Origin of the sequence: Streptomyces viridochromogenes DSM 40736 (genome assembly GCF_000158955.1) — a bacterium.
Taxonomy (GTDB): domain Bacteria; phylum Actinomycetota; class Actinomycetes; order Streptomycetales; family Streptomycetaceae; genus Streptomyces; species Streptomyces venetus.
The window spans coordinates 480,742-505,101 of sequence record NZ_GG657757.1; the positions used below are offsets into that span (position 1 = coordinate 480,742).

19 protein-coding genes and 3 pseudogenes are annotated in these 24,360 nt (G+C 71.8%); 11 read left to right on the top strand and 11 right to left on the bottom strand.

All coding sequences use genetic code 11. The features are described 5' to 3' along the window. Nucleotides 1-337: 337 nt before the first annotated feature. Together SSQG_RS02255 and SSQG_RS02260 are read left to right on the top strand one after the other, a co-directional pair. Nucleotides 338-1,357: an amino acid ABC transporter permease gene (locus SSQG_RS02255; RefSeq protein WP_003988055.1), complete on the top strand. Its 1,020-nt coding sequence runs from the start codon at nucleotides 338-340 to the stop codon at nucleotides 1,355-1,357. 78 nt (nucleotides 1,358-1,435) lie between these two features. Then, entirely contained in the window at nucleotides 1,436-2,665 is a 1,230-nt protein-coding gene (locus SSQG_RS02260) for an acyl-CoA dehydrogenase family protein (RefSeq protein WP_003988056.1), read from the top strand. A gap of 36 nt (nucleotides 2,666-2,701) precedes the next feature. On the opposite strand, the pseudogene SSQG_RS02265 reads toward SSQG_RS02260, so the two are convergent. Next, nucleotides 2,702-2,926, bottom strand: a pseudogene (locus tag SSQG_RS02265) (MFS transporter); the annotation flags it as partial. A 35-nt stretch (nucleotides 2,927-2,961) separates the two neighbouring features. Beyond that, nucleotides 2,962-3,918, bottom strand: coding sequence for a LysR family transcriptional regulator (locus SSQG_RS02270; protein ID WP_003988058.1), 957 nt, complete (start codon nucleotides 3,916-3,918; stop codon nucleotides 2,962-2,964). A 162-nt stretch (nucleotides 3,919-4,080) separates the two neighbouring features. Between SSQG_RS02270 and SSQG_RS02275 the strand changes: the two genes are divergently transcribed. Further along, nucleotides 4,081-5,202 carry a PrpF domain-containing protein gene (locus tag SSQG_RS02275; RefSeq protein WP_039931797.1) on the top strand — a complete coding sequence of 374 codons (1,122 nt, stop codon included), beginning with the start codon at nucleotides 4,081-4,083 and terminating at the stop codon, nucleotides 5,200-5,202. 105 nt (nucleotides 5,203-5,307) lie between these two features. Further along, entirely contained in the window at nucleotides 5,308-6,561 is a 1,254-nt protein-coding gene (locus tag SSQG_RS02280) for an SLC13 family permease (protein ID WP_244299018.1), read from the top strand. Between the two features lie 57 nt (nucleotides 6,562-6,618). On the opposite strand, the gene SSQG_RS02285 is transcribed toward SSQG_RS02280, so the two are convergent. Continuing rightward, nucleotides 6,619-9,048, bottom strand: coding sequence for a SpoIIE family protein phosphatase (locus SSQG_RS02285; RefSeq protein ID WP_003988061.1), 2,430 nt, complete (start codon nucleotides 9,046-9,048; stop codon nucleotides 6,619-6,621). 185 nt (nucleotides 9,049-9,233) lie between these two features. Between SSQG_RS02285 and SSQG_RS02290 the strand changes: the two genes are divergently transcribed. Then, the gene (locus tag SSQG_RS02290) at nucleotides 9,234-10,697 is read left to right on the top strand and encodes an aldehyde dehydrogenase family protein (protein ID WP_039931801.1); all 1,464 of its coding nucleotides are present in this window, start codon (nucleotides 9,234-9,236) and stop codon (nucleotides 10,695-10,697) included. Between the two features lie 43 nt (nucleotides 10,698-10,740). Here the strand turns inward: SSQG_RS02290 and SSQG_RS02295 are convergent. The 3 genes and pseudogenes from SSQG_RS02295 to SSQG_RS02305 all read right to left on the bottom strand — a co-directional run bounded on the left by SSQG_RS02295 (nucleotide 10,741) and on the right by SSQG_RS02305 (nucleotide 13,386). Further along, nucleotides 10,741-11,899 (bottom strand): annotated as a pseudogene (locus SSQG_RS02295) (acetyl-CoA C-acetyltransferase). Between the two features lie 53 nt (nucleotides 11,900-11,952). Beyond that, nucleotides 11,953-12,582, bottom strand: coding sequence for a TetR/AcrR family transcriptional regulator (locus SSQG_RS02300; protein WP_003988064.1), 630 nt, complete (start codon nucleotides 12,580-12,582; stop codon nucleotides 11,953-11,955). 15 nt (nucleotides 12,583-12,597) lie between these two features. Beyond that, nucleotides 12,598-13,386, bottom strand: a complete 789-nt coding sequence (locus SSQG_RS02305) for an SDR family oxidoreductase (protein ID WP_003988065.1) — start codon at nucleotides 13,384-13,386, stop codon at nucleotides 12,598-12,600. A gap of 84 nt (nucleotides 13,387-13,470) precedes the next feature. Here SSQG_RS02305 and SSQG_RS02310 point away from each other — a divergent pair, with 84 nt between their 5' ends. Genes SSQG_RS02310 through SSQG_RS02320 form a run of 3 tightly spaced genes read left to right on the top strand, consistent with a single transcriptional unit; the run spans nucleotide 13,471 to nucleotide 16,489 of the window. After that, a complete protein-coding gene (locus tag SSQG_RS02310) occupies nucleotides 13,471-14,334 on the top strand; it encodes an enoyl-CoA hydratase (protein ID WP_003988066.1) in 864 nt (287 codons plus the stop codon). After that, on the top strand, nucleotides 14,334-15,503 hold the full coding sequence (locus SSQG_RS02315) for an acyl-CoA dehydrogenase family protein (RefSeq protein ID WP_003988067.1): 1,170 nt from the start codon (nucleotides 14,334-14,336) through the stop codon (nucleotides 15,501-15,503). Before SSQG_RS02310 ends, SSQG_RS02315 begins: the two co-directional genes overlap by 1 nt. Then, nucleotides 15,503-16,489, top strand: coding sequence for an acyl-CoA dehydrogenase family protein (locus tag SSQG_RS02320; protein ID WP_003988068.1), 987 nt, complete (start codon nucleotides 15,503-15,505; stop codon nucleotides 16,487-16,489). The genes SSQG_RS02315 and SSQG_RS02320 overlap by 1 nt, the downstream gene beginning before the upstream one ends. On the opposite strand, the pseudogene SSQG_RS02325 reads toward SSQG_RS02320, so the two are convergent. The 4 genes and pseudogenes from SSQG_RS02325 to SSQG_RS02340 form a co-directional block, all read right to left on the bottom strand. Further along, nucleotides 16,409-17,536: pseudogene (locus tag SSQG_RS02325) on the bottom strand (NAD(P)H-dependent flavin oxidoreductase). The gene SSQG_RS02320 and the pseudogene SSQG_RS02325 sit on opposite strands and share 81 nt — an antisense overlap. A gap of 11 nt (nucleotides 17,537-17,547) precedes the next feature. Beyond that, a complete protein-coding gene (locus SSQG_RS02330; RefSeq protein ID WP_003988070.1) occupies nucleotides 17,548-18,336 on the bottom strand; it encodes a CoA-transferase subunit beta in 789 nt (262 codons plus the stop codon). Beyond that, a complete protein-coding gene (locus tag SSQG_RS02335) occupies nucleotides 18,333-19,196 on the bottom strand; it encodes a CoA transferase subunit A (protein ID WP_003988071.1) in 864 nt (287 codons plus the stop codon). The genes SSQG_RS02330 and SSQG_RS02335 overlap by 4 nt, the downstream gene beginning before the upstream one ends. After that, complete coding sequence (locus SSQG_RS02340) at nucleotides 19,193-20,011, bottom strand: enoyl-CoA hydratase family protein (protein WP_003988072.1); 819 nt, start codon at nucleotides 20,009-20,011, stop codon at nucleotides 19,193-19,195. The genes SSQG_RS02335 and SSQG_RS02340 overlap by 4 nt, the downstream gene beginning before the upstream one ends. A 79-nt stretch (nucleotides 20,012-20,090) precedes the next feature. Between SSQG_RS02340 and SSQG_RS02345 the strand changes: the two genes are divergently transcribed. The 3 genes from SSQG_RS02345 (at nucleotide 20,091) to SSQG_RS02355 (ending at nucleotide 23,709) form a co-directional block, all read left to right on the top strand. Beyond that, nucleotides 20,091-20,867, top strand: coding sequence for an SDR family oxidoreductase (locus tag SSQG_RS02345; protein WP_003988073.1), 777 nt, complete (start codon nucleotides 20,091-20,093; stop codon nucleotides 20,865-20,867). A 64-nt stretch (nucleotides 20,868-20,931) separates the two neighbouring features. Further along, complete coding sequence (locus SSQG_RS02350; RefSeq protein WP_003988074.1) at nucleotides 20,932-21,837, top strand: SDR family oxidoreductase; 906 nt, start codon at nucleotides 20,932-20,934, stop codon at nucleotides 21,835-21,837. A 255-nt stretch (nucleotides 21,838-22,092) separates the two neighbouring features. Further along, a complete protein-coding gene (locus SSQG_RS02355) occupies nucleotides 22,093-23,709 on the top strand; it encodes a glycoside hydrolase family 43 protein (RefSeq protein WP_208865615.1) in 1,617 nt (538 codons plus the stop codon). Nucleotides 23,710-23,772: 63 nt separating this feature from the next. Here SSQG_RS02355 and SSQG_RS02360 read toward each other — a convergent pair whose 3' ends face one another. Beyond that, nucleotides 23,773-24,267 (bottom strand): MarR family winged helix-turn-helix transcriptional regulator, encoded by a 495-nt coding sequence (locus tag SSQG_RS02360; RefSeq protein WP_003988076.1) that lies wholly within the window; start codon nucleotides 24,265-24,267, stop codon nucleotides 23,773-23,775. Nucleotides 24,268-24,360 lie beyond the last annotated feature (93 nt).

A 24,360-nucleotide genomic window follows, 5' to 3' on the forward strand; every position in this document is an offset into this window, starting at 1 on the left:
GGGGGCACCGAGGGAGGGAAGGGCCGGTCAGACGGCCCGCTGCCGCGTCAGGCGCAACACGCCGCGGACCACACCCGACCGAAGTCGATGTGGCCACGGGTGACCAGGCGCTGCTCGGCATTCATGTGACTAATTGAGCAGGACAACTCGCTCCTCGTCAACTGCGGCTCGGATCCCGGACGCGAGGTGAGCGGTTCCCGCGTCCGGTTGACACCGCTGGGCGTCCCACCCTTACCATCGGCGGCACCGCGTTGAGGGACGCGGCGAGCGTGATGACGCCGAAGCCGGGCTCCGGCCCCGTGCCCACGCCGCGTTTTCCTCCCCTGGAGAGCCCCTGATGGCCTCGCCGTCCGATCTCACCAACGCCCTTCATGACTCCGCGCCCGCACCGTCCCCGGGCGGCGCGAAGACCTCCGGCCGGGCCCCGGGTCCCGAGACCGGGCCGGGCAAGGATCTCCCGCGGATCGTGCCGCGCCGGCGCATCGGCCGCCTGCTGTCCGCCGCCGTCGCGCTGCTGCTCTTCGCGATGGTGGTGAACTCCGTCGTCCGCAACCGTGCCTTCCAGTGGGACGTGGTCGGCGGTTACTTCACCAGTGCCGCCGTGCTCGACGGGCTGCTGCTCACGCTGTGGCTGACCGGGCTCGTGATGGTGCTCGGCTTTCTGCTCGGCATTCCGCTGGCCGTGATGCGGCTGTCCGCCAACCCGGTGCTGAGCACGCTGAGTTGGGGCTTCGTGTGGATCTTCCGGTCCACTCCCCTGCTGGTGCAGCTGCTGTTCTGGTTCAACATCGGCGCGCTCTACCCGACGCTCGGCCTCGGCATCCCGTTCGGCCCTCAGTTCGTCACCGTCAAGACCGTCAACCTGCTCGGACCGGCCCTCACGGCCGTCATCGGCCTGACTCTTCACGAGGCCGCCTACGCCGCCGAAGTGGTGCGCGGCGGCATCCTCTCGGTGGACTCCGGGCAGACGGAGGCCGCCCAGGCCCTCGGGATCGGCAGGGCGCGCACCCTGCGCCGGATCGTCGTGCCGCAGGCGATGCGCTCGATCGTCCCGACCGCCGGCAACATGCTGATCGGCACCCTGAAGGGCACGAGCATCGTCAGCGTGCTGGCCGTGCACGACCTGCTGTACTCGGTGCAACTGGTCTACAACCAGACGTACCAGGTCATCCCGCTGCTGGTGGTGGCCACGCTCTGGTACATCGCCGTCACCACCGTGCTCAGCGTGGGGCAGTTCTACGTCGAGCGCCACTACGCCCGCGGGGCCGCGCGGGCCCTGCCGCCCACACCGGTGCAGCGGTTGCGGGCCCGGCTGGCCGCGTACCGTCTTTCCCTGCGTTCCCTATCGAATTACTAGGAAAGTATTGACGGGGCCTTGCGCTGCTGCGCAGGATGAAGCGCGTGCCCCACACACCTATGTGAGGAGACCTCAGCCATGGGCGTTGCCCCTGCGCCGTCCGGCTCCGACTCGAAGCTCGAGCGGACCGGACCGGGGAGCGCGCACTGGCTGCGCGTGGCCCGTGAGACCGCGGACGACCTGGCCACGGACGCGGTCACCAGGGAGCAGGCGGGCAAGCCCCCGTTCGACGAGGTGTCGCGGCTGCGCGAGTCGGGGCTGCTGACGCTCCTCGTACCGGCCGGGCTCGGGGGCGGGGGCGGGGACTGGAGCACGGCGTACGCGGTGGTCCGGGAGATCGCGGCGGCCGACGGCGCGATCGGCCAACTGCTCGGCTGTCACTACGTCATGTCGTGGAGTGCCCGGTTCCTCACCGAGCCCGATCTCGCGGTCCGGCTGGAGCAGCGGTCCACCGCGGAGCAGTGGTGCTGGGGTGGTGGTCTGGCACGCCAGGAACCGGCTCTGACGATCGCAAGGAACGCGACGGGGTACGTGCTGAACGGCCGGCAGAGCTATGCCGCCGGTGCCCTGGTCGCCGACCGTCTCACCGTGCGAGCGGTGCGGGCCGACACCGGCGAGCCACTGGCCCTCGTGGTAGACCCCGCTCTTCCGGGCGTGTTGACGGACGGTGACGCCGATCCGTTCGGCCAGCGGCTCGCGGCCGGCGGCAGCGTGGAGTTCGACGCCGTGCCCGTCAGCGCGCACGACGTCCTGGGCTCGCTCGCCGCCGACGAGGACGTCCTGTCGCCCCTGACGTCGATGGTGTCACCGGTGGGGCGTCTCCTCTCGGTGCAGCTTCGTCTCGGCATGGCGGAAGGAGTCCTGGCCGAGGCCCGCGAGTACAGCAGGACCGGACTCTCCCACTGGCACCCCGACTGGCCGGTCGGCTCGCCGCAGGACCCGCAGGTGCTGACCGCGTACGGGGAACTCACGGTGCTGACCCGCTCCGCGTCCGCCCTCGCCGACCAGGCGCGGCAAGCCGTGCTCGACGGGCTGGCCCGCGGCGAGGACCTCGGCTACGAGGAGTACGCGGAGATCTCCGTCCTCGTGGCCATGGCCGAAGCCGCCGCCTCCAAGGCCGCGCAGGAGTCCACCGCCCGCGCCCTCGACATCATCGGCGCACGCTCGGCGTCCGCACGGCTGGGCTTCGACCGCTTCTGGCGCAACGCCCGTACCCACACGCTGTACGAGCCCGTCGCCCACCGGCTCCGCGATGTCGGGGACTACTTCCTCAACGGCGCGCACCCTCCGTTCGTCCTCCCCGTCTGACCGGCCGCCGGCGGGCCCCGCGGTGGTCCCGCCGGGTCAGGCGCCTGCCTCGACGCGCGGAGGAGTTCCGTTCCCGGCCTCCTCGGAGAGCCGCTCCATGCCGCTGGTGGTCTTCAGCGGCTTCTCCTTGATGAACAGCACGGCGACCAGTGCGAGCGCCGCGAAGGGCGTGGCGACGAGGAAGAGTTCGGCCGTGGCGACCCCGTAGGCGTGCTCCACGATGTCCCGCATCGGCGCCGGCAGGGCGCTCATGTCGGGCACTCCCCTTACGCGAAGATGCAGACTCCGCAGAAACCTCAGCTGCGCCGGACCGCGCCGAGCTGGGCCCGGTGCAGGCCGGGGGCGGCGAACCGCTGCGCCACCGTGCGCAGGACCTGGGCCATCGCCTGGGCGGGAGGGGGTGGCGGGGCCGGGGCCGCGGCGCGGGCGAGGAGGATCCGGCGGGTGGGGGCGGGCACATCGGAGGCGAAAGGCAGCAGCCGGACGTCGCTGCGGCGGCTGGTGAGCGCCAGGCGGGGCGCGAGGGCGATGCCGAGCCCGGCGGCGACCATGGCCTGCGCCTCCTGGTAGTCGTGCGAGGAGTACGCGATCCGCGGCTCGAATCCCGCCTGGCGACAGCTGCGGCGAAGGACGTCCGCGACGGGGTGGTTGTCGGCACGGATGATCCACTCCTGGTCGGCGAGGTCACCGAGACGCACGGAGGGATGGGTGCGCAGGGGTGAGTCGGCGGGGACGACCAGCACCGTCGGGTCGTCCAGGAGGTGGGTGAGGGCGAGCGCCGGATCGTCGAGGCGGTTCCACTCGTAGTCCCAGAGCAGTCCCTGGTCCGCCTCACCCGTGTGCAGCATCTCGCGGAGCTCCGCGAGGACACCGGCGCGTACCTCGATGCGGATTCCGGCGTGGCGGCGACGGAAGCGGGTGAGGGCGAGCGGCAGCAGGGACGCGCTCGCCGTGGGGAAGGAACCGAGCCGCAGTGTGCCCTGGTCGAGGGCGGTGAAGGAGTCCAGGTCGGCCTGGGCGGCGCGCAGTTCGCGGCGGATCGCCTGTCCGCGTCCGGCCAGCGCGGCACCCGCCGGTGTGGGACGGATGCCCCGCGGCAGCCGCTCGAGCAGGGGTTGCCCGGCCTCCCGCTCCAGCAGGGACATCTGCTGGGAGGCGGCGGAGGTGGTCATGCCCAGCGCCTCCGCGGCAGCGGTGAGCGAGCCCCGTTCGATGGCCTCGGTGAGCAGCAGCAGACGACGCACATTCAACATGCCGACGACTTTAGCTGAGCTAAACCCAGGTGAAGCGAACTGCGATTGTTCGCAAGGCACGCCTCTGCGAAGGTCTCGGCAATCACCGGCGCGGTTCACCGGCACGCAACGTGCCCGTGGCCGCCCGGCCCCCTCCCTGTTGATCAAGGAAGAGCCTCAGACGTGCACATTCCCGCGACCCTGGTACGTGGCGGCACCAGCAAGTGCTGGCTGTTCAACCAGGTCGATGTCCCCACTGACCGCAGCGAGCTGGAGAAGCTGCTGGTCGCCGCGTACGGCGCCGCCGACCCGGTGGAGCTGGACGGGGTGGGCGGGGCGACCCCCACCACCTCGAAGGCGGCGGTCGTCAGCGCCTCCCCCGAGCCCGGCGTCGACGTCGACTACCTGTTCGCCCAGGTCGGTATCGGCACCGGCTCGGTGGAGTGGACGAGCAACTGCGGCAACTGCGCCACCGGCGTCGCCCTCTACGCGGCGGCGAAGGGCATGGTGCCGATCGCCGGCGACCGGACGCGCGTGGTCATGCGCAACACCAACACCGGCACGGTCCTCGAAGGGCTCGTGGACACCACCGGAGGGGTGGTGCAGCACTTCGGCCGGCAGACCGTACCGGGCACCCGCGCGGGCGGCGTGGCCGTAGGCCTCACCTTCCGCGACCCCGCCGGAGGCACCACCGGTCTGCTGTTCCCCACCGGCGAGAGCGCACAGGAACTGCGGGTCGACGCCGCCGAGCCGACGCGGGTGAGCATGGTGGACGCCGGAGCCCCGGTCGTCCTCGTCGACGCCATCCACGCGGGGCGGACCGGGGCCGAGTCACCGGAGCGGCTGCGCGCCGACGTGCCCTGGCTGCGCGCCGTCCGTCATGCCGCCGCACCTCTGATGGGTCTGCTCCAGCCGGGTCAGGAACCGGGAGACGCGGTGCCCAAGGCAGGCCTGGCCGGTCCCCCGGTCGCGTACACCACCACGCTCGGCGAGCGCGTGGCGGCCGAGGACTACGACGTCTCGGTGCGCATGCTCACCATGAACGCCCCGCACCCTGCGATCGGCCTGACCTCCGCCGTCGCGGTCGCGGCGGCGGGGCTGGCGGCGGACTCCGTCGTGTCCCGGGCCGCGAGCGGCCGGGCCGGCGAGTGGCTGCGTCTGGGCACTCCCGCCGGCGTGGTCGCGGTCCGCTGTTCCGATGTGCGCGAGGGCCTGCCGCGGCGGGTCACCGTGCAGCGCGCGGCGCGGCTGCTCGCCGACGCCCGCATCTACGTCCCGGACACAGGCGCGCCGCGCGCCGCCTGAACCCGCGACGAACGTCACCTCGGGCCGCGGTCCCCCAGCCGTCCGCCCCGGGATACCTTGCGCCCCCGGGGCGCACCACCCGTCCCCACCGCACCAAGGACAATGATGTCTGCTGAAGTGATATCCGTAGGAGCGCTGCTGGTGATGTTCGTGGTCGGCACCGTGCTGCCGATCAATCTGGGCATCCTCGCCTTCGTCGCCACCTTCGCGGTCGGCACCGCCTCGCTCGGCCTCACCGAGGACGAGATCTTCGAGGGGTTCCCGGCCGACCTCTTCGTGACCATCGTCGGCGTCACCTACCTGTTCTCCGTGGCCCGCCGCAACGGCACCATCGACTGGCTCGTCGCCGCCGGAGTACGCCTGGTGCGCGGGAAGGTCTCGCTCATCCCGTGGGTGCTGTTCCTGGTGGCGGCGCTGTTGACGGCGTTCGGCACCTTCACCCCGGCCGCCGTCGCCATCCTCGCGCCGATCGGCATGAACTTCGCCTACCGCTACAAGCTCAACCCCTTGGTCGTCGGCATGATGGTGATCAGCGGCGGGCACGCGGGCGCGTTCTCCCCGGTCGCCGTCTCCGGCGCGCTGGTGCTCGGCCTGGTCGACAAGACCGGTCTGCACGTCTCCCCCCTGGCGTTGTTCAGTGCCAGCTTCCTGATCAACGTGGTGCTGTCCGTGATCACCTACGCGCTGCTCGCCAAGCGGCCCGCCCCGTTGGCGGAGGAGGCCGCCGAGCGAAGCGACGACGAGGACGTCACCGTCTCGGGCCGGCCCGACTGGCGGCAGGGGCTCACCCTCGCGGCTCTCGTCGCCCTGGTCGTCGGCGCGCTCGCCTTCCATCTGGAGATCGGTTTCCTGGCCCTCGCGGCCGGCGCTCTGCTGGCCCTGGTGGACATGAAGCGGCAGGAGAGGGCCGTGGACGGCGTCAGCTGGTCCACCCTGCTGCTGGTCGCGGGCATGATGACGTACATCGCGATGCTGGAGAAGGCCGGCGTCATCGAGGAGATCTCCGAACACGCGGCCCGCCTGGGCGCCCCGGTCGTCGTCGCCCTGCTGCTGTGTTTCACCGTGGCCATCACCTCGGCCTTCGCCTCCTCCACCGCGATCCTCACCGCGATCATCCCCATCGCGGTGCCGCTGCTGCTCTCCAGCCACCTCAGCGCCGCCGGTCTGATCGCCGCTCTCGCCGTCTCCACGACGATCGTCGACACGTCCCCCTTCTCGACCAACGGCGCACTCGTCCTGAGCAACGCCCGCGGGGTGGACAGCCGCCGCTTCTACCGCCAGATCATCAGCTACACCGGCGGCATCGTGGCCCTCGGCCCGGTCGTCGCCTGGGGCGCCCTGGTCCTGCCCTGGTCATAGCGTCCTCGCGCACGCCTGTGCCGCATGTGCGTCCGGCAGACACCGTCTGCCGGACGCTCACACGTCGGGGAGGGCCGCCTCGGGGACAGCCTGCTCGGCCCAGATGATCTTGCCGTCGGGTGTCTGCCGGGCGCCCCAGCCCTGGCACAACTGGGCGACGAGGAGCAGCCCGCGGCCGCCCTCGTCATAGGTGCGGGCCCGGCGCATGTGCGGGGCGGTGGTGCTGCCGTCCGACACCTCGCAGATGAGGGCACGGTCGTGGATCAGCCTCAGTTCGATGGGCGGTCGCGCGTGCCGGATGGCGTTGGTGACCAGCTCGCTGACCACGAGTTCGGTGACGAACACGTACTCCTCGAGACCCCAGTCGGCCAGTTGCCGGCAGGCGTTCTTGCGTGCCGTGGCGACCGCGGCGGTGTCGGGTGGTACCTCCCAGGTGGCCACGTGGAGGGCGTCCAGGGCGCGGGTGCGGGCCACGAGCAGGGCCACGTCGTCGGCCGGCCGGTCCGGGAGCATGGTCCGCAGCACCGCTTCGCAGGTGCTCTCGAGCGAGGTCCCGGACCGCCGCAGCACCTGGAGCAGTGCGTCCATGCCGTCGTCGATGTCGCGGAACCGGGATTCGACGAGGCCGTCGGTGTACAGCGTGAGGACGCTTCCTTCGGGCAGTTCCAGATCGACGGCCTCGAAGGGCAGACTGCCCAGCCCGAGGGGAGGCCCCGCGGGGATGTCGAGGAACTCGACCCCGCCGCCCGGTGTGGCCAGCGCCGGGACGGGATGCCCCGCGCGCGCCAGGGAGCATCGGCGGGACACCGGGTCGTACACGGCGTACAGGCAGGTGGCTCCGACCTCGCCCGCGGTGTCGACTCCCGCGGCCAGGTGGGTGACCAGGTCGTCCAGGTGGGTCAGCAGCTCGTCGGGGGGGAGATCCACGTCGGCCAGGGTCCGTACGGCCGTCCGCAGCCGCCCCATGGTGGCCGAGGCCTGGATGCCGTGGCCGACGACGTCGCCGACGACCAGTGCGACGCGGGCGCCGGACAGCGGGATGACGTCGAACCAGTCGCCACCGACCCCGGCCTGTGCGCTGGCGGGCAGATAGCGGGAGGCGATGTCGAGGGCGGACTGCTCGGGCAGCCGTTGCGGCAGGAGGCTGCTCTGCAGGGTGAGGGAGGTGGTGCGCTCGCGGGTGAAGCGGCGGGCGTTGTCGATGCTGAGGGCGGCTCGCTCGGTGATCTCCTGGCCGAGCAGCAGGTCGTCCTGTTCGAAGGGTTCCGGGGTCCGGTGGCGGGAGAAGGTGGCCACGCCCAGGGTGATGCCCCGTGCCCGCAGGGGCACCGCCAGCACCGAGTGGAACCCGAACCGTCGCATGCGTTCGGCCCGCTCGGGGGTCTGGCGCAGCACATACTCCATCGCCTCGGCGGTGACCTGCTGGATCAGCGGCCGGCCGGCGGCCAGGCACTCGGCCGCCGTCGACCTGTGCGGATAGACGGCCACGGTCCCGTTCGGGACCACTGTCTCGGGGCAGCCCTCGAGAACCGACTGGTGGGCGACCCGACGCAGCCGCACGGCACCGCGCGGGGCTCCCGAGGGCGGGTCGGCACCGCCCTCGATGGACGGCAGCAGGTCGACGGTGACGAAGTCGGCGAGCTGTGGCACGGCCACGTCGGCGAGTTCCTGCGCGGTACGGACCAGGTCGAGCGTGCTGCCGACGCGCCGGCTCGCCGCGTTCACCAGGGCCAGCCGCTGCCGGGACAGGTGCTGCTCGGTCATGTCGTGCGCCGAGAGCAGCACACCCTGTGTCCGGCCGTCGCCCGCCCGTACCGGGGCCAGGGCCACCGTCCACACGGTCGCGCGTTCATGGCCCGCCAGTTGCAGCGAGACCTCGAGGTCCTGCCGACGGCCGGTCTCCAGCGCACGTCGCATGTGCCGCTCGGTGCGGTCGGCCTGCGGGTGGTGCACGATCTCCGAGATGCGCAGCCCGCGCATCGCCTCCTCGGGCAGGCCGATCACCCGTTCCATGTCCGCGTTCGCCATGACCAGCCGCAGGCGGGTGTCGTACAGCGCCGTCGTGCAGGTGGACTGGGTGAAGCTCCTCCTGAGGAACCCGTCGTCGTCCGGACTGACCACGGGACTCGTGACCGCCGCGAGCAACAGCCACTCGTCGTGGCCGTCGCCGTCCTGCCGGAGGTGTGCCAGCAGATTCACCGTCAGGGAGTGCCCCTCGCGGTGCAGCAGTGTCGCCCTTCCGCTCCACCTGGGCAGGGTCTGCGGGGAGCCGGGCACGTCCGGCGGGAGTCCGTCGGCGAGCAGTGCGGCCCCTGACCTGCCGACGACCTCCGAGTCCTGGTAGCCGAGCAGCCTGCGCGCCCCTTCGCTCCATCCCGTGACGATGCCGTGCTCGTCCACGACGGCCTTCGCGGTGGCCGCCTCGTCGACGAGATCCTGCGGCGAGGCACCGCGGTCCTCACCCGGAACGGACGCTGATCTCGCCATGGAACCTCAATCCGCCTCAGCCGCTCAGTGTTCTTGCCGCACTCTTGCCACGTTCGTCCCCTTTTGTTCAGATACGTTCCAAGAATGACAGATAGCCCCTTCCCGGGTTGAATGGCCTGGAACGCTGAACGGCCGCGCGGGAGGGCCGGGGCCCCAATCCACCGACCAGGGCGGAGGGCGTGACCATGACCGTCACCGGCGAGCGGACCTGGCCGAGCGCGGCCGAGTGGACCGGAAGGATCTTCAGCGAGGGCTGGCGGTACCCCGAGGGCGGCACCCTCGGGGTGATCGAGCCGGCCACCGGCGAGCCACTGGCGGAGGTGGGCCGGGCCTCACCCGCGGACGTCGCGCGGGCCGGTGCCCGGGCGGCCCGGGCCGGGTCGGCATGGGCCGCGGCCACGGTGTCGGAACGGGTCGACGTACTGTCGCGCGCCGATCGAGCCCTGCGGGAGCACAGCGAGGCGGTCCGTGAATGGATCGTCCGGGAGTCGGGCGGCGTCCCCACCAAGGGAGACTACGAGATCGCCGCCGGGCTCGGTCAGTTGCAGCACGCGATCGGGCTCGCGTCGCTGCCCCCGGGCGAGGTCCTCACGCCGCAGGCGCCCGGCGGGACGAGTCTGGCGTGGCGGGTGCCGCTCGGGGTGGTGGGGGTCATCGCCCCCTGGAACGCGCCGTTGCTGTTCGCGATGCGGGCATTGGCGCCGGCGCTGGTCCTCGGCAACGCCGCGCTGCTCAAGCCGGACCCCCTCACCCCGGTCTCCGGAGGTGTTCTCGTCGCGCGGCTGTTCCAGGAGGCCGGGCTGCCCGACGGAGTGCTGCACGTCCTTCCCGGCGGCGCGGAGACCGGGCGTGCGGTCGTCGCCGACCGGCATGTCGCGATGGTCTCGTTCACCGGCTCGACCGAGGCCGGGCGGGAAGTGGCCCGGGTAGCGGGCGAAGGGCTCAAACGCGTGTCGCTGGAGCTGGGCGGCAAGAACTCGATCGTCGTGCTGGCGGACGCGGACGTGGAGGCGGCCGCCGCGGCGGGGGCCGTCAGCTCCTTCGGCTATCAGGGGCAGGCCTGTGTCGCCGCCGGGCGCCATGTGGTGCACGCGGATGTCGTCGAGGCGTACACCGAGGCGCTCGTCCGGCAGGCGAAGGCGCTGCCGATCGGGGACCCGCGCGACGACGGCGTGGTGATCGGTCCCGTCATCAGCGAACGGCAGGCGGCCCGGATCGAGCGGATCGTGGACGAAAGCGTGGTCGGCGGGGCACGTGTGCTGACCGGGGGCACCCGCGAGGGGCTCTTCTACCCGCCCACCGTGCTGGACCGCGTCGACCGGACCATGCCTGTCTTCACCGAGGAGATCTTCGGACCTGTCGCTCCCGTCATCCCGTTCCACGGCGAGGACCAGGCCGTGGAGATCGCCAACGACACCGCGTACGGCCTGACCGCCGCCGTCCACTCCCGGTCCCTCCCCCGGGCCACCGCCTTCGCGCAGCGGTTGCGCACCGGCATGATCCACATCAACGACGTGTCCGCCAAGGACGCCGCGAACGCGCCGTTCGGCGGCATGGGCCTCTCGGGCAACGCCTCCCGCATCGGCGGGACCTCCAGCCTGGAGCAGTTCACGCAGTGGCGCTGGATGACGGCGCCCGGGTCGCTGTGACCCTGCCAGCGGGGGCGGGGGCCGCCGGTGGGGTGCCGTCGGCTCAGAGGCGTTCGACGATGGTCACGTTGGCCTGACCGCCGCCCTCGCACATCGTCTGCAGGCCGTAGCGGCCGCCCGTGCGTTCCAGTTCATGCAGGAGCGTGGTCATCAGCCGGGTGCCGGTGGCGCCGAGCGGGTGGCCGAGAGCGATCGCGCCGCCGTTGGCGTTGACCTTCTCCGGATCGGCGCCCGTCTCCTTCAGCCAGGCCAGCACCACGGAGGCGAAGGCCTCGTTGATCTCGACCAGGTCGATGGCGTCGAGCGTCATCCCGGACTTCTTCAGGGCGTGCGCGGTGGCGGGGATCGGGGCGGACAGCATGCGGATCGGGTCCTCGCCGCGCACCGAGAGGTGGTGGACGCGGGCCCTTGGGGTCAGACCGTGCTCCTGTACGGCTCGCTCCGAGGCGATGAGCACGGCCGAGGCGCCGTCGGAGATCTGCGAGGAGAGCGCGGCCGTCAGCCTGCCGCCTTCCACCAGCGGCTGCAGTGCGGCCATCCTCTCCCGGCTGGTGTCGCGGCGTGGTCCCTCGTCGTGGGTCACGTCGCCGTACGCGACGGTCTCCCGGTCGAAGCGGCCCTCGTCGACGGCCCGGATCGCCCGCTGGTGGGAGCGCAGCGCGAACTCCTCCATGGCCTCCCGAGTGATGTCCCACTTGCGGGCGATCTCCTCGGCGCCGAGGAACTGGTTGACCGGCCGGTCCCCGTAGCGGGCCCGCCAGCCCACCGAGCCGGCGAACGGTCCCTCGGTCAGGCCCAGCGGTTCGGCGGCCTGCCGGGTGGCGAAGGCGATGGGGATCTGCGACATGTTCTGCACACCGCCGGCGACGACCAGGTCCTGGGTGCCGGAGAGCACACCCTGTGCGGCGAAGTGCAGGGCCTGCTGCGAGGAGCCGCACTGGCGGTCGACCCGTCACCCCGGGCACCTCTTCCGGCAGTCCGGCGGCCAGCCAGCTGGTGCGGGCTATGTCACCGGCCTGCGGGCCGACGGTGTCGAGGCAGCCGAGGACGACGTCCTCGACGGCGGCCGGGTCGACGCCGGAGCGCTCCATCAGCGCGGTCAGCACGTGAGCGCCGAGGTCGGCCGGGTGGACGGCGGACAGCCCGCCGCCCCGCCGGCCGACCGGGGTGCGCACCGCTTCGACGATGTAGGCCTCGGCCATGACGTCTCCTCATCCGTGTCTGCGATGTGCGGGTCTGCGATGTGCGGGTCTGCCTACGAGTCGCGTGGCGCGATGCCCTCCAGCACCATCGACAAGTACTGGCGGGCGATCTCCTCGGGGCTGTGCCGGCCGCCCGGCCGGTACCAGGACGCGGCGACCCAGACCGTGTCGCGCAGGAAGCGGTAGGTGAGCCGTACGTCCAGGTCGGCGCGGAAGACCTTGGCGGACACTCCGCGCTCCAGCGTGCCCAGCCACGCCTTCTCGAACTTCTGCTGCGACTCGACGAGATAGGCGAAGTGCGGTTGCGTCCCGAGGTGCCTGGACTCCTTCTGGTAGATGGCGACCGCGTCGAGGTGGCGGTCGATCTCCCGGAAGGACTCGGTGACGAGGGCCTCCAGCGTCTCCCTGGGACCGAGCCCGGCGCAGAGCACGGCGTCGTACCGTGCCCAGAGCTCGTCCAGGAAGCCGGAGAGGATCTCGTCCAGCATCGACTCCTTGGAGTCGAAGTGGTAGTACAGGCTGCCCGCCAGCATCCCCGCCGCATCCGCGATCTTGCGGACCGTGGTGGCGTTGTAGCCCTGCGCGGCGAACACCCGGGCCGCGATGGCCAGGAGTTCCTCGCGCCGCTCGGGCGGGCTCACCGAGCTCTTCTTACGGTCGCTGTTGCTCTTGCTGTTCGGCACCGGGCCATTCTCGCCTCACGGGTGCTGACTGCTGACCGACAGCACCTCGCCGGTCAGGTACGACGAGTAGCCGCTGGCCAGGAACACGATCGCGTTGGCCACCTCCCACGGTTCGGCGTGGCGCCCGAAGGCCTCCCGGCCGGTCAGTTCCTCCAGCAGCTCGGCAGTGGTGACCTTGGCGAGGTGTGGATGCATGGCCAGGCTCGGGGAGACGGCGTTCACCCGCACGCCGTACGCGGCGGCCTCCACCGCGGCGCACCGGGTGAGCGCCATGACCCCGGCCTTCGCGGCGGCGTAGTGCGCCTGCCCCCGCTGCGCGCGCCAGCCGGCCACCGAGGCGTTGTTGACGACGACACCGCCGCCACCCGCGGCCTTCATCCGGCGCAGCGCGGCGCGGGTGCAGCGGAAGGTGCCGCTCAGCGTGACGTCGAGGACCTTGTCCCACTGCTCGTCGGTCATGTCGACGAGGTCGGCGGTGCCGCCGAGGCCCGCGTTGTTGACGACGATGTCCAGACGTCCGTGCTGCTCCTCGGCGTGCTCGAACAGCGCGCCGACCTGCTCCTCGTCGGTGACGTCGCAGGGCTGTGCGGTGACGCGGTCCGCGCCGAACTCGCCGGCCAGTTCCGCCTCGGACTCCTTGAGCCGTCGGACGTGGGTGTCGGAGACCACGACCCGGGCGCCCTCCTCCAGCAGCCGCCGGGCGGTCGCGCCGCCGATCCCGGCACCCGCGGCGGCGGTGACGACGGCCGTACGGCCTGCCAGCAGGTCATGGCCCGGCAGGTACGGCGGCGGGGCCGACGTCATGGGCGTACCTCCTGGGGCTCTCGGCGTCGCTCGACGGCTGACGCCCCGTAGGTTAACCTACCAAACACTTGTTAGGGAAGGAGGATGCGGATGCCGACTGCCCGCACCGCGCCCCGGGAGCCCGTCCGCTACGAGCGCCGCGGCGCCGTCGCCCTGGTGACGATGGACCGGCCCGAGTACCGCAATGCCCAGAACTCCGCCATGACCTACGCCCTGGACCGGGCCTTCTACCGGGCGGCGGACGACGACGAGGTGAGGGTCGTGGTCCTCGCCGGAGCGGGGCGGCATTTCTCCGCGGGTCACGACATCGGCACCCCGGAGCGGGACGCGCATCTGCCGTTCGACCGCAGGGCCGGGCTGTGGTGGGACCACTCGCGGAAGTCGGGGGCGGAGAGCCGCTTCGCCCGCGAGTCCGAGGTGTACCTGGGGATGTGCCGGCGGTGGCGCGAACTGCCCAAGCCGGTCATCGCCTCGGTGCAGGGCGCGTGCGTGGCCGGCGGGCTGATGCTCGCCTGGGTCTGTGACCTGATCGTCGCCTCCGAGGACGCCTTCTTCGCCGACCCGGTGGTGCGCATGGGCATCCCGGGGGTGGAGTACTTCGCCCACCCGTGGGTGATGCCGCCGCGGATCGCCAAGGAGTTCCTCTACACCGGCGACCGGATGAGCGCGCGGCGCGCCTACGAGGTCGGCATGGTCAACCGGGTCGTGCCCCGCGAGGAACTCAGCTGGCACACTCTGGAGTTGGCGGAGAGGATCGCGGCGATGCCCCGGATGGGTCTTGCGCTGACGAAGCGTGCCGTCAACCAGGCCGAGGACCTCCAGGGCCTGCACTCGGGACTGGACTCGGTCTTCGGGCTGCACCATCTCGCCCACGCCCACAACGCGGAGACGGGCGACGACTCGCTCGGCGGGATGGACGTGCGCGCGATGAAGGAGGCGGGCGGCTGATGGACCTCGACTTCACCCCCGCCGAGGACGTCTTCCGGGCCGAGGTCCGGAATTGGCTCGCCTCCCATGTACCGGCCGTCCCGCTCCCCTCGCTGGAGACCGCCGAGGGGTTCGCCGCCCATAGGGAATGGGAACGCACGCTGTTCGCCGACCGCTGGTCGGTGGTCTCCTGGCCCGAAGCGTTCGGCGGCCGGGGCTCCTCCCCGCTGGAGTGGCTGATCTTCGAGGAGGAGTACTACCGGGCCGGCGCGCCCGGCCGGGTCTCCCAGAACGGCATCAACCTCCTCGCGCCCACCCTCTTCGAGCACGGCACCGACGAGCAGCGTGCGCGCGTCCTGCCGCCCATGGCGAGCGGTGAGGTCGTCTGGGCACAGGCCTGGTCCGAACCGGAGGCGGGGTCCGACCTGGCCTCGCTGCGGTCCACCGCCGTGCGGACCGCAGAGGGCTGGCGCATCAGCGGCCAGAAGACCTGGTCGTCCCGGGCGGCCTTCGCCGACCGCGCGTTCGGCCTGTTCCGCAGCGATCCGGAAGCGGACCGGCCGCACCGGGGCCTGACGTACCTGATGTTCCCGCTCGACGCCGACGGGGTGACGGTGCGGCCCATCGGGCGGCTGGACGGCAAGCCCGCCTTCGCCGAGCTCTTCCTCGACGACGTGTTCGTCCCCGACGAGGACGTCATCGGCGAGCCGGGCCAGGGCTGGCGGGTCGCGATGAGCACCACCGGCAACGAGCGCGGACTGACCCTGCGCAGCCCCGGCCGCTTCACCGCCGCGGCGGACCGGCTGACCGCGCTGTGGCGCTCCGCCGCCGACCCCTGCGACACGGCGCTGCGCGACCGGGTCGCCGACGCGGTGATCGGCGCCCGCGCCTACCAGCTGTTCACCTACGCCCATACCTCACGTATCGCCGCCGGCGGGTCGATCGGCGCCGAGTCCAGCCTCAACAAGGTCTACTGGTCCGAGCTGGACGTCGCCCTGCACGAGACCGCCCTCGATCTGCTCGGCCCCTACGGCGAGCTGTCCGACGAGGCCGCCGAGGCACCGGCGCACGGAAGGTGGGCGGAGGGGCACACGTTCTCGCTGGCCGGGCCGATCTACGCCGGCACCAACGAGATCCAGCGCGACATCATCGCCGAGCGGCTCCTCGGTCTGCCGAAGGGGCGCCGATGATGCGGTTCCTCCTCGACGCCGAGCAGCGGGAGTTCGCCCGCGCGCTGGACGGCATGCTGGGTTCCGCCGGCACACCCCGCGTCGTACGGTCCTGGGCGTCCGGCGACCCCGGGCCCGGACGCGCCGTGTGGGCCCGGCTCGCGGAGGCGGGCGTCTTCGCCCTCGCCGTTCCCGAGGAGCACGAGGGTCTGGGCCCCCTGCCCGTCGAACTGACCGTGGCCTTCGGCGAACTGGGCCGCCATGTCGTTCCCGGCCCGCTGGCCGAGACGGCCGCCGCCGGTGCCCTGCTGGGCCGGCTCGGAGGCGACGTGGCCCGTGCCTGGCTGCCGCAACTCGCGTCCGGCAAGGCCGTGGCGTCCCTGTGCGTGCTGTCCCCCGGCGGCAGCCCGTACGCCCTGGACGCCGACGCCGCCGACGCGGTGTTCGTCGTGGAGGGCGACACCGTGCGCCTCGCGGAATCGCACGGCCCGGTGCAGCCGTCTGCCGACCCGGCCCGGCGACTGGCCCGCCCGCTCGGCGGAGTCGTCCTGGAGGAGGGTCCGCAGGTGGCCGCGGCTGCCGCGCACGCCGCCGATGTCGCGGCGCTGGTCACAGCCGCGCAGGCGCTCGGACTGGGACGCACGCTGCTGGAACGGACCGTGGAGTACGTCCGCCGGCGCACCCAGTTCGGGGTGGCCGTCGGCTCGTTCCAGGCGGTGAAACACCGCCTGGCCGACACCCTCGTCGCCTTGGAGTTCGCCCAGCCGCTGGTGTACGCCGCGGCCCTGGCCCTGACGGCGGACGATCCGGCGGCGGGCCGGGAAGTCGCCGCGGCGAAGGTGGCGGCGGGCGAAGCGGCCCACGGAGCGGCGCGTACGGCCCTGCAGCTCCACGGCGCCCTCGGCTACACCGGGGAACTGGACCTGTCACTGTGGATCCGCAAGGCCCGCCCGCTGCGCGACGCCTGGGGCACACCGGCCGCCTGCCGCGCCCGAGTGCTCGCGTGACAGGGTCGGCAGCCGCCCCAGCGTGGCGTGTGCCTGCGCCATGATCCTCTCGACGAGTTCGGCGCAGGAGGGCAGGTCGTCGATCAGTCCGCCGACCTGCCCGCAGGCCATCACGCCGAGGTCGGTGCGGCCGTCGACCATCGCGGCCCTGAGGAGCATCGGGGTGTTGGCCGCCAGGAGGACCTGGCTCCAGGTCAGTTGCTTGCCGTGCTTCATCGCCAGGCCGTCACGCACCAGGCCGGCCCAGCTCATTCCGGACTCCCGTCTGAAGGCGGAGGCGTGGCGGAACGCGCGCAACAGGGCGGCGCTGCGGCCCGACCGCTCCAGGGCGTCCACGAGGTCGGTACGCAGCATCCGGTGGGGCAGGCCGTCGACCTTGGTGGTGACGATGACGTCCTGGACGCCCGCCGCCAGGTAACGGGCCTTCACGGCGTCGGGGACGGTGCTGTCGGAGGTGAGCAGGAAGCGGGTGCCCATGGCCACACCTGCGGCGCCATAGGCCAAGGCTGCCACCAGTCCGCGTCCGTCCCGGAATCCGCCGGCGGCGATCACCGGGGATGTCCACGGCGTCCACGACCTGCGGCAGCAGCACGGTGGTGGCGACACTGCCGGTGTGGCCACCACCCTCGCCGCCCTGCACGAGAACGGCGTCCGCGCCCCAGGCCGCGACCTTCTCGGCATGCCGCCGGGCGCCCACGGACGGGATGACGACGACTCCGGCGTCCTTCAGACGGGCGATCAGTTCCGGGCCGCGGGCGCGAGCGCGAACGAGGCCACTTTCACGCCCTCGTCGATAATGATCCGCACCCGCTCCCCCGCGTCCGCGGCGTCGGCCCGCAGATTCACCCCGAAGGGAGCGTCCGTACGTGACCCGACCTCGCGTACGGCCGAACGGAGCTGTTCCGGAGTCATGGTGGCGGACGCGAGGATCCCCAGGGCACCGGCGTTGGCGGCGGCGGAGACCAGGCGGGGTCCGGCCACCCACCCCATGCCGGTCTGGACGATGGGGGTGCGTACTCCGACCAGTTCGGTGAGGGCGGTGGCGATCGTGGCGTCGCTCATGCCGGCACCTCACGGTCGCGGGCGCCCTCCGGGTCGACGACCTCCCGGACGATGCGCAACTCCTCGGCGGTGGGCTCCCGGGTGTACGGCACGTCGTCCGGGACGGTGAGCGTGAAGCCGGTGGCCTCGACGACCTGCTCGGCCGTGACTCCCGGGTGCAGCGAGCGCAGCCGCATCGTGTGGTCCGGGGTGGCGAAGTCGAAGACGCCCAGATCGCTGACGACCTCCGTGACGTTGTGGAAACGGGTGGCCGACGGACCGACCTCGGCGGCACGGTCGTAGCCGACTCCGCACACCATGTCGACCCGCTCGACGAAGACGCGCCGGGAGTGCTTGGGCACCCAGTAACTCGTGGGGTTGTTCAGGGTGTTGATGGGTGCGCCTCGTACGCCCAGCAGTTGCCGGGTGGGGCGGGCCCAGTCGCCGATGCAGGAGATGTTCTGGTTGCCGTGGCGGTCGATCTGACTGGCGCCCATCATCACGTGCCGCCGTCCCGTGGCCACGAGGGCCAGGTGCTGTCGGTAGGGCAGCCAGCCCTCCACCACCTGGGCGCGGGCGCCGAGCGCCGGGACGTCGCCGATCAGCAGTGCCTCGCCGTCCGTCAGCAGCAGATCGGGCGCGAAGGTCAGCTTCGCCAGCCGCGCGCCGATGGCGGGAACCGTGCCCATGGGACTGGCCAGGACCTCCCCGGCATGACGCCAGGCCTCCGCGCAGGCCACCACGCAGTACTCGGCGCGTGTCGCCTTGTTCGCCGTGTTCACCGTGTTCGCCGTGGGACTGCTCACGCCCGCTCCTTGTGGAATGCCGCGACCGCGGCCTGGTAGGCCTCTTCGTCCACGGACAGGTAGCGGTCGGTGAACGCCTGCCAGGCCTCCGGGTCGCGGGAGGCCAGGGCGTAGGCACGTTGGAAGGTCTCGTCGCGGTCGTGGTCGGGGGCGCAGGAGGTGAAGTGCGCGCCGTTGGGTGCTTGGACGACCCCGGTCACGAACGCGCGCTTGACCAGCAGGGTCTGTGGGGCCGCGTCCTTGAGCAGGTCGGCGGTGTCGACGAGTTGCTCGCAGGAGACGTACGCGGCGTCGGCGGCCTGGCAGAAGAGGTCGTCGAAGTACGGGTCGGGGCCCAGGTACTGGGCGTTGCCGTGTGTGTCCGCCCGGTTGAGGTGGACCAGCGCGGCGTCCAGGCGCAGGGCCGGGGCCGCGACGAACTCCTCGCCGTCCTCGTAGGGGGAGACCACCGTGCGTAAGCGCGGATTGACCAACAACACGTCGGAGCCGAGACCGGCCCGGACCGGCAGGAAGGGCAGCCGTTGGGAGGCGGCGGTCAGGCCCCACATGAACATCGCCTCGTCCAGTTCGACGAGTTCGAGGCCGCCCTGCTGCCGGGCCGCGGTGAAGTGCGGTTCCAGCGGGATGGAGTCGAGGGTGGCGAACGGGGCCACAAGAGTGCGGATCCGGCCCGCTGCGGCGAGCAGTCCGACGTCCGGGCCTGCGTAGGAGACGACGGTCAGGTCGGTGACGTCCGAGCGCAGCAGCGCACGGACCAGTGCCATCGGCTTGCGCCGGGATCCCCAGCCGCCGATCCCGATCGTCATGCCGCTGCGCAGACGCGCGACGACCTCGTCGGCGGTCATCGTCTTGTCGCTCAACGCGATTCCCCCTCGAAGGACTTGGAGGACGTGGACGACTTGGATGACGTGGACGACTTGGGGGACTTGGGGGACTTGGAGGACACGAACGCCTCGCGGTACCAGTCCGCGACGCCGCTGAGGTTGGCCTCGAACGTGAAGCCCTGCTCGAAGCGGTAGCTGCGCCGGACGTCCACGGGGTCGATGCCGTTGATCGCCGCCTTGGCGAAGCGGATGAGCAGCCCGTCCTTGGCGGCGATCTCCCTGGCCAGTTCCATCGCCGCGGCGTGCAGCCGCTCGCGCGGGACGACCCGCCACACCGAGCCGTGACGGTGCAGTTCCTCGGCCGTCACGGTGCGCGAGGTGTAGTACAGCGTCCGCATCAGGTGCTGCGGGACCAGCCGGGCGAGATGGGTGGCCGCACCGAGCGCCCCCCGGTCCAGCTCCGGCAGCCCGAAGGTCGCGTCATCGCTCGCCACGACCGAGTCGGCGTTGCCCACCAGGCCGATACCGCCTCCCACGCAGAAGCCCTGCACCGCGGCGACCACCGGAACCTCGCAGTCGTAGACCGCGGCGAACGCCTCGTAGCAGCCGCGGTTGGTGCCGATGAGCGCCGCATGCCCCTCGGTGCGCTGCATCTCCTTGATGTCCGCACCGGCGTTGAACCCGCGCCCCGTCGCGGCGAGGACGACGCAGCGCACGCCGGGATCGGCCCCGGCGGCGCGCACCGCGGCGGCCAGGTCGTACCAGCCCTGGACGGGAAAGGCGTTGACCGGTGGGAAGTCCACGGTGATGACGGTGACGCCCTCTTCGGGGCTTGTGGTGGAGACACCCATGAGCGGATCAGCTACCTTTCCACCAAACGTTTGTTAGGTACGAAGGTAGCAGCGGAGCACGCGTCCCGGGAGGTCCCTCATGGCAACGATCACCGATCTGAGCGGACGGGTCGCCGTGGTCACCGGCGGAACGAGGGGCGTGGGCGCGGGCATCACCCGGGCCCTGCTGGAGGCGGGAGCCGAAGTGGTGACCTGCGCCCGGCGCCCCCCGGACGAACCCGTCGAAGCGGCTTGCCGCGCCGCCCGGTTCCTCCCGGTCGAGCTGCGTGACGCGGACGCCGTGGGCGCGTTCTTCGCACAGGTGAGCGATGAGTACGGCAGGCTGGACATCCTCGTCAACAACGCCGGGGGCACGCCCTACCGGCTACTGGAGGAGGGCGGAGCCGCACGGCACTCCCGGGTGGTCGAGTTGAACCTGCTGGCCCCCCTGGCCGCCTCGCTCGCCGCCTACGAGCAGATGCGCCGCCAGCCCGGGGGCGGGTCGATCGTCATGATCGGCAGTGTCAGCGGCAGCCGTCCGTCTCCGGGCTCGGCGGCCTACGGAGCGGCCAAGGCAGGGCTGGAGCAACTGGCCCGCAGCATGGCCGTGGAGTGGGCCCCGCAGGTCAGGGTCAACACCGTGGTCCTGGGCATGGTCCGCACCGAACTGGCGCATCTGCACTACGGCGACGACAGCGGTGTCGAGGCCGTCGGCCGCACCGTGCCGCTCGGCCGGCTCGCCGACCCCGCGGAGGTGGGCGACGCCTGCGTCTTCCTCGCCTCCGAACGCGCCGCGTACATCAGCGGCGCGAGCCTGCTCGTCCACGGCGGAGGCGAACGCCCCGCCTTCCTCGACGCCGCCACCGCCGGCAACTGAACGACACCCCGGGCTCCCGCGGGTCAACCGCAGTTCCCGAGCCCCCCGACGAGAGGACCAGAACATGTCCGGACTGTGCAGCGAACGTGTCGCCGTCGTCACCGGGGCGGGGCGCGGACTCGGACGGGCGCACGCCCTCGCTCTCGCCGCCGAGGGCGCGAAGGTCGTCGTCAACGACCTCGGCGTCGGCCTGGACGGCACTGGCGGCACGGCCGGGCCCGCCCAGCTCGTCGTCGACGAGATCCGGGCCCGCGGCGGACAGGCGGTGGCCCACCACGGGGACATTGCCACGGCCGAGGGTGCGGCCTCGCTGATCCGTACCGCCGTCGAGACCTGGGGCCGGCTCGACACCCTGGTCAACAACGCCGGCTTCCTGCGTGACCGCATGCTGGTCAACCTCGACGAGGACGACTGGGACGCCGTCGTGCGCGTCCACCTCAAGGGACACTTCCTTCCGCTGAAGTACGCGGCGGCGCACTGGAGGGCGGAGGCCAAGGCGGGCCGGGTCCCGGCGGCCCGTGTCGTCAACACCAGCAGCGGGGCGGGGCTGCTGGGCAGCGTCGGTCAGGGCAACTACTCCGCGGCCAAGGCCGGGATCGTCGGGCTGACCCTGGTCGCCGCCGCCGAGACGGGCCGCTATGGGGTCCTGGTCAACGCCATCGCCCCGGCGGCCCGCACCCGGATGACCGAGGCGACGTTCGCCGAGACCATGGCGGCCCCCGCCGACGGCTTCGACGCCATGGCCCCGGAGAACGTGTCCCCGCTCGTCGTGTGGCTGGGCTCCGCCGCCTCCGCCGGCGTGACGGGTCGCGTCTTCGAGGCGGAGGGCGGTCGCATCACCGTCATGGAGGGGTGGCGCCCGGGCCCCACGGCCGACAAGGGCGGCCGCTGGTCCCCGGCCGAGGCCGGCGAGACCGCGCTGAGGCTCCTCGCCGAGGCGACGAAGCCGGAGCCGGTGTACGGCGGCTGACAGAGCGAAACTTTTCGACGTCAATACCGAATGCTGCGAAGAGTATTGACGCCCGGTCAGGGGCTTCTATCATCCAAGGCGTTCGACAGGACAGTTGGCGTTCGAGATACAGAACACGCGTCCCCGCGCGCAGGAGGCTCCGACCAGGCCCCGCAGGATTCACAACGCCCTCCCGCAGACCATGCCCGGTTCGCCTGGCCGACGGCCGCCCGCTCCCCTCCCCCCAACAGCCTCACCGAAAAGGCGGCGATCGGCATGACATGGACAACTCAATCAATCACCCGTCGTGCGGCACTGGCCGCCACCACCGGCCTGACCGTCGGCGCCCTGCTGCCTCCCGATCCGGCGAGCGCGGCCGTCGCGGTGCCGGACGCCTCGTACACCAATCCCGTGATCTGGCAGGACTTCGCGGACATCGACGTCATCCGCGTCGAGGACACCTACTACTGCTCCGCCTCGACGATGCACTACTCGCCGGGTGCGCCCGTGCTGCGCTCGTACGACCTGGTGAACTGGGAGATCGCCGGGCACGCGGTGCCCGTCCTCGACTTCGGCTCCAAGTACGACCTGAACGGCGGGCGCGGCTACGTCAGGGGGATCTGGGCGTCGTCACTGGCCTACCGTCCCGCCGAGAGGACGTTCTACTGGCTCGGCCAGATCGATTTCGCCCGGACCCATCTCTACACCGCCAGGTCCGTCGAAGGGCCGTGGAGCCGACACGCGACGCTCCCCCAAGTTTACTACGACGCGGGGCTGTTGGTGGACGACGACAACACCCTGTACGTGGCGTACGGCAACGGCACGATCAACGTGGCCCAGCTCTCCGCGGACGGCCGCAGCCAGGTGCGGACGCAACAGGTGTTCAGCACCCCGTCGAACATCGGCACCCTGGAGGGCTCCCGCTTCTACAAGATCAACGGGAACTACTACATCTTCCTGACCCGCCCGGCCAACGGCCAGTACATCCTGAGGTCGACCAGCGGCCCCTTCGGCCCGTACACCCTCCGGCAGGTCCTGCTCGACCTGCCCGGACCGATCTCCGGCGGAGGTGTGCCGCACCAGGGCGGGCTGGTGCGGACGCAGAGCGGGGCCTGGTACTACATGGCCTTCGTCGACGCCTATCCCGGCGGCCGTATGCCGGCCCTGGCGCCGGTCGCCTGGACCTCCGACGGCTGGCCGGTCGTCCAGCTCGTGAACAACGCGTGGGGCAGGTCGTATCCCGCCCCTGCCGTACCGCCACCGCCCCGGCAGGTCACTCCGCTGACCGGTGTCGACACCTTCGACGGCACGGTCCTCAAGCCGAGGTGGGAGTGGAACCACAACCCGGACAACGCCAAGTGGTCGGTGAACAACGGCCTGACCCTGCGCACCGCGACCGTCACGGACGACCTGTACTGGGCCCGCAACACCCTCACCCACCGCGTTCAGGGGCCCACGTCCACGGCGACGGTCCAGCTCGACCACTCCGCGATGCTGGACGGCGACCGAGCCGGGCTGGCGCTGCTGCGGGACTCCTCGGCGTGGATCGGGCTGAAGCGTGACGGCGGTGCCACACGGGTGGTCATGGTCGACGGACTGACCATGGACGGCAATTGGAACACCACCGGCACCGGCATCGAGCGGGCGGGTGTGAGCGTGCCGGGCGGTCGACTCTGGCTGCGGGCCGCCGCCGACATCCGTCCCGGGGCGTCCCGGCCCGGCACCTTCTCCTACAGCACCGACGGCGTCACCTTCACCCGCCTCGGCCCGGCTTTCGCCATGGGCAACGACTGGCGGTTCTTCATGGGCTACCGGTTCGCCCTCTTCAACCACGCGACACGGGCACTGGGCGGCTCGGTCCGCGTGACGCGGTTCGAACTGTCCACCCCCTGAACGATCGACCTCCCTCCACGGCTCCAGCTCCTCCTCGTCCGCCCCACTTCACTTCTGGCGCCGTCAGGGAAGCCTGGGCAGGACGTCCCGGGCGGAATGGCTCAGGACGCGGAGGTTCTCGGCGAACCGGTCCCGCTCCTCGGCCGGCAGGGGTGCGAGGAAGTAGCGCCTGATGTTCTCCATGTGCATGCGCGACGCCGCCACCGTGGTCTGCGACCCCAGGGCGGTGAGGCGCACCAGGCGCCCGCGGCGGTCACCGGGATCCTCGGCCCGTTCGACCAGGCCCGCCGCCTCCATGCGGTCGACCAGACGGGTCGCGCCTCCGGTGGTCAGCACCTGCTCCTGGGCGATGGCCCGCATCGACAGCCCGGGGTCCCCCGCACGGCCCAGGATGAGCAGCACCTCGAACATCAGATGGCTGATGCCGCACTCGACCTCCAGAGCCCGACCCAGGATGTACTCCAGCCGGTTGGCGGCCCCCTGCAAGCGCCCGAAAGCCAGGATCAGCGCGTTGTTCGCGGCCTCCTTCGGCGTCGAGATCTCCGCGTTCTCGTCCACGACTGCGGCGCCCCTTCCGTCTGCCCCTCGCCCGGCCCACCGATCATGCCCCACGGCCGCCGGCCGTTCGTTCACTGCCGCCCCCGAAGGCGG

Bases quoted from the DNA above. Each gene is read 5' to 3' on its own strand.
- SSQG_RS02255 (WP_003988055.1), top strand. From the start codon at position 338: ATGGCCTCGCCGTCCGATCTCACCAACGCCCTTCATGACTCCGCGCCC.
- SSQG_RS02260 (WP_003988056.1), top strand. From the start codon at position 1,436: ATGGGCGTTGCCCCTGCGCCGTCCGGCTCCGACTCGAAGCTCGAGCGG.
- SSQG_RS02270 (WP_003988058.1), bottom strand. From the start codon at position 3,918: ATGTTGAATGTGCGTCGTCTGCTGCTGCTCACCGAGGCCATCGAACGG.
- SSQG_RS02280 (WP_244299018.1), top strand. From the start codon at position 5,308: ATGTCTGCTGAAGTGATATCCGTAGGAGCGCTGCTGGTGATGTTCGTG.
- SSQG_RS02285 (WP_003988061.1), bottom strand. From the start codon at position 9,048: ATGGCGAGATCAGCGTCCGTTCCGGGTGAGGACCGCGGTGCCTCGCCG.
- SSQG_RS02290 (WP_039931801.1), top strand. From the start codon at position 9,234: ATGACCGTCACCGGCGAGCGGACCTGGCCGAGCGCGGCCGAGTGGACC.
- SSQG_RS02305 (WP_003988065.1), bottom strand. From the start codon at position 13,386: ATGACGTCGGCCCCGCCGCCGTACCTGCCGGGCCATGACCTGCTGGCA.
- SSQG_RS02310 (WP_003988066.1), top strand. From the start codon at position 13,471: ATGCGGATGCCGACTGCCCGCACCGCGCCCCGGGAGCCCGTCCGCTAC.
- SSQG_RS02315 (WP_003988067.1), top strand. From the start codon at position 14,334: ATGGACCTCGACTTCACCCCCGCCGAGGACGTCTTCCGGGCCGAGGTC.
- SSQG_RS02320 (WP_003988068.1), top strand. From the start codon at position 15,503: ATGCGGTTCCTCCTCGACGCCGAGCAGCGGGAGTTCGCCCGCGCGCTG.
- SSQG_RS02340 (WP_003988072.1), bottom strand. From the start codon at position 20,011: ATGGGTGTCTCCACCACAAGCCCCGAAGAGGGCGTCACCGTCATCACC.
- SSQG_RS02345 (WP_003988073.1), top strand. From the start codon at position 20,091: ATGGCAACGATCACCGATCTGAGCGGACGGGTCGCCGTGGTCACCGGC.
- SSQG_RS02350 (WP_003988074.1), top strand. From the start codon at position 20,932: ATGTCCGGACTGTGCAGCGAACGTGTCGCCGTCGTCACCGGGGCGGGG.
- SSQG_RS02355 (WP_208865615.1), top strand. From the start codon at position 22,093: ATGACATGGACAACTCAATCAATCACCCGTCGTGCGGCACTGGCCGCC.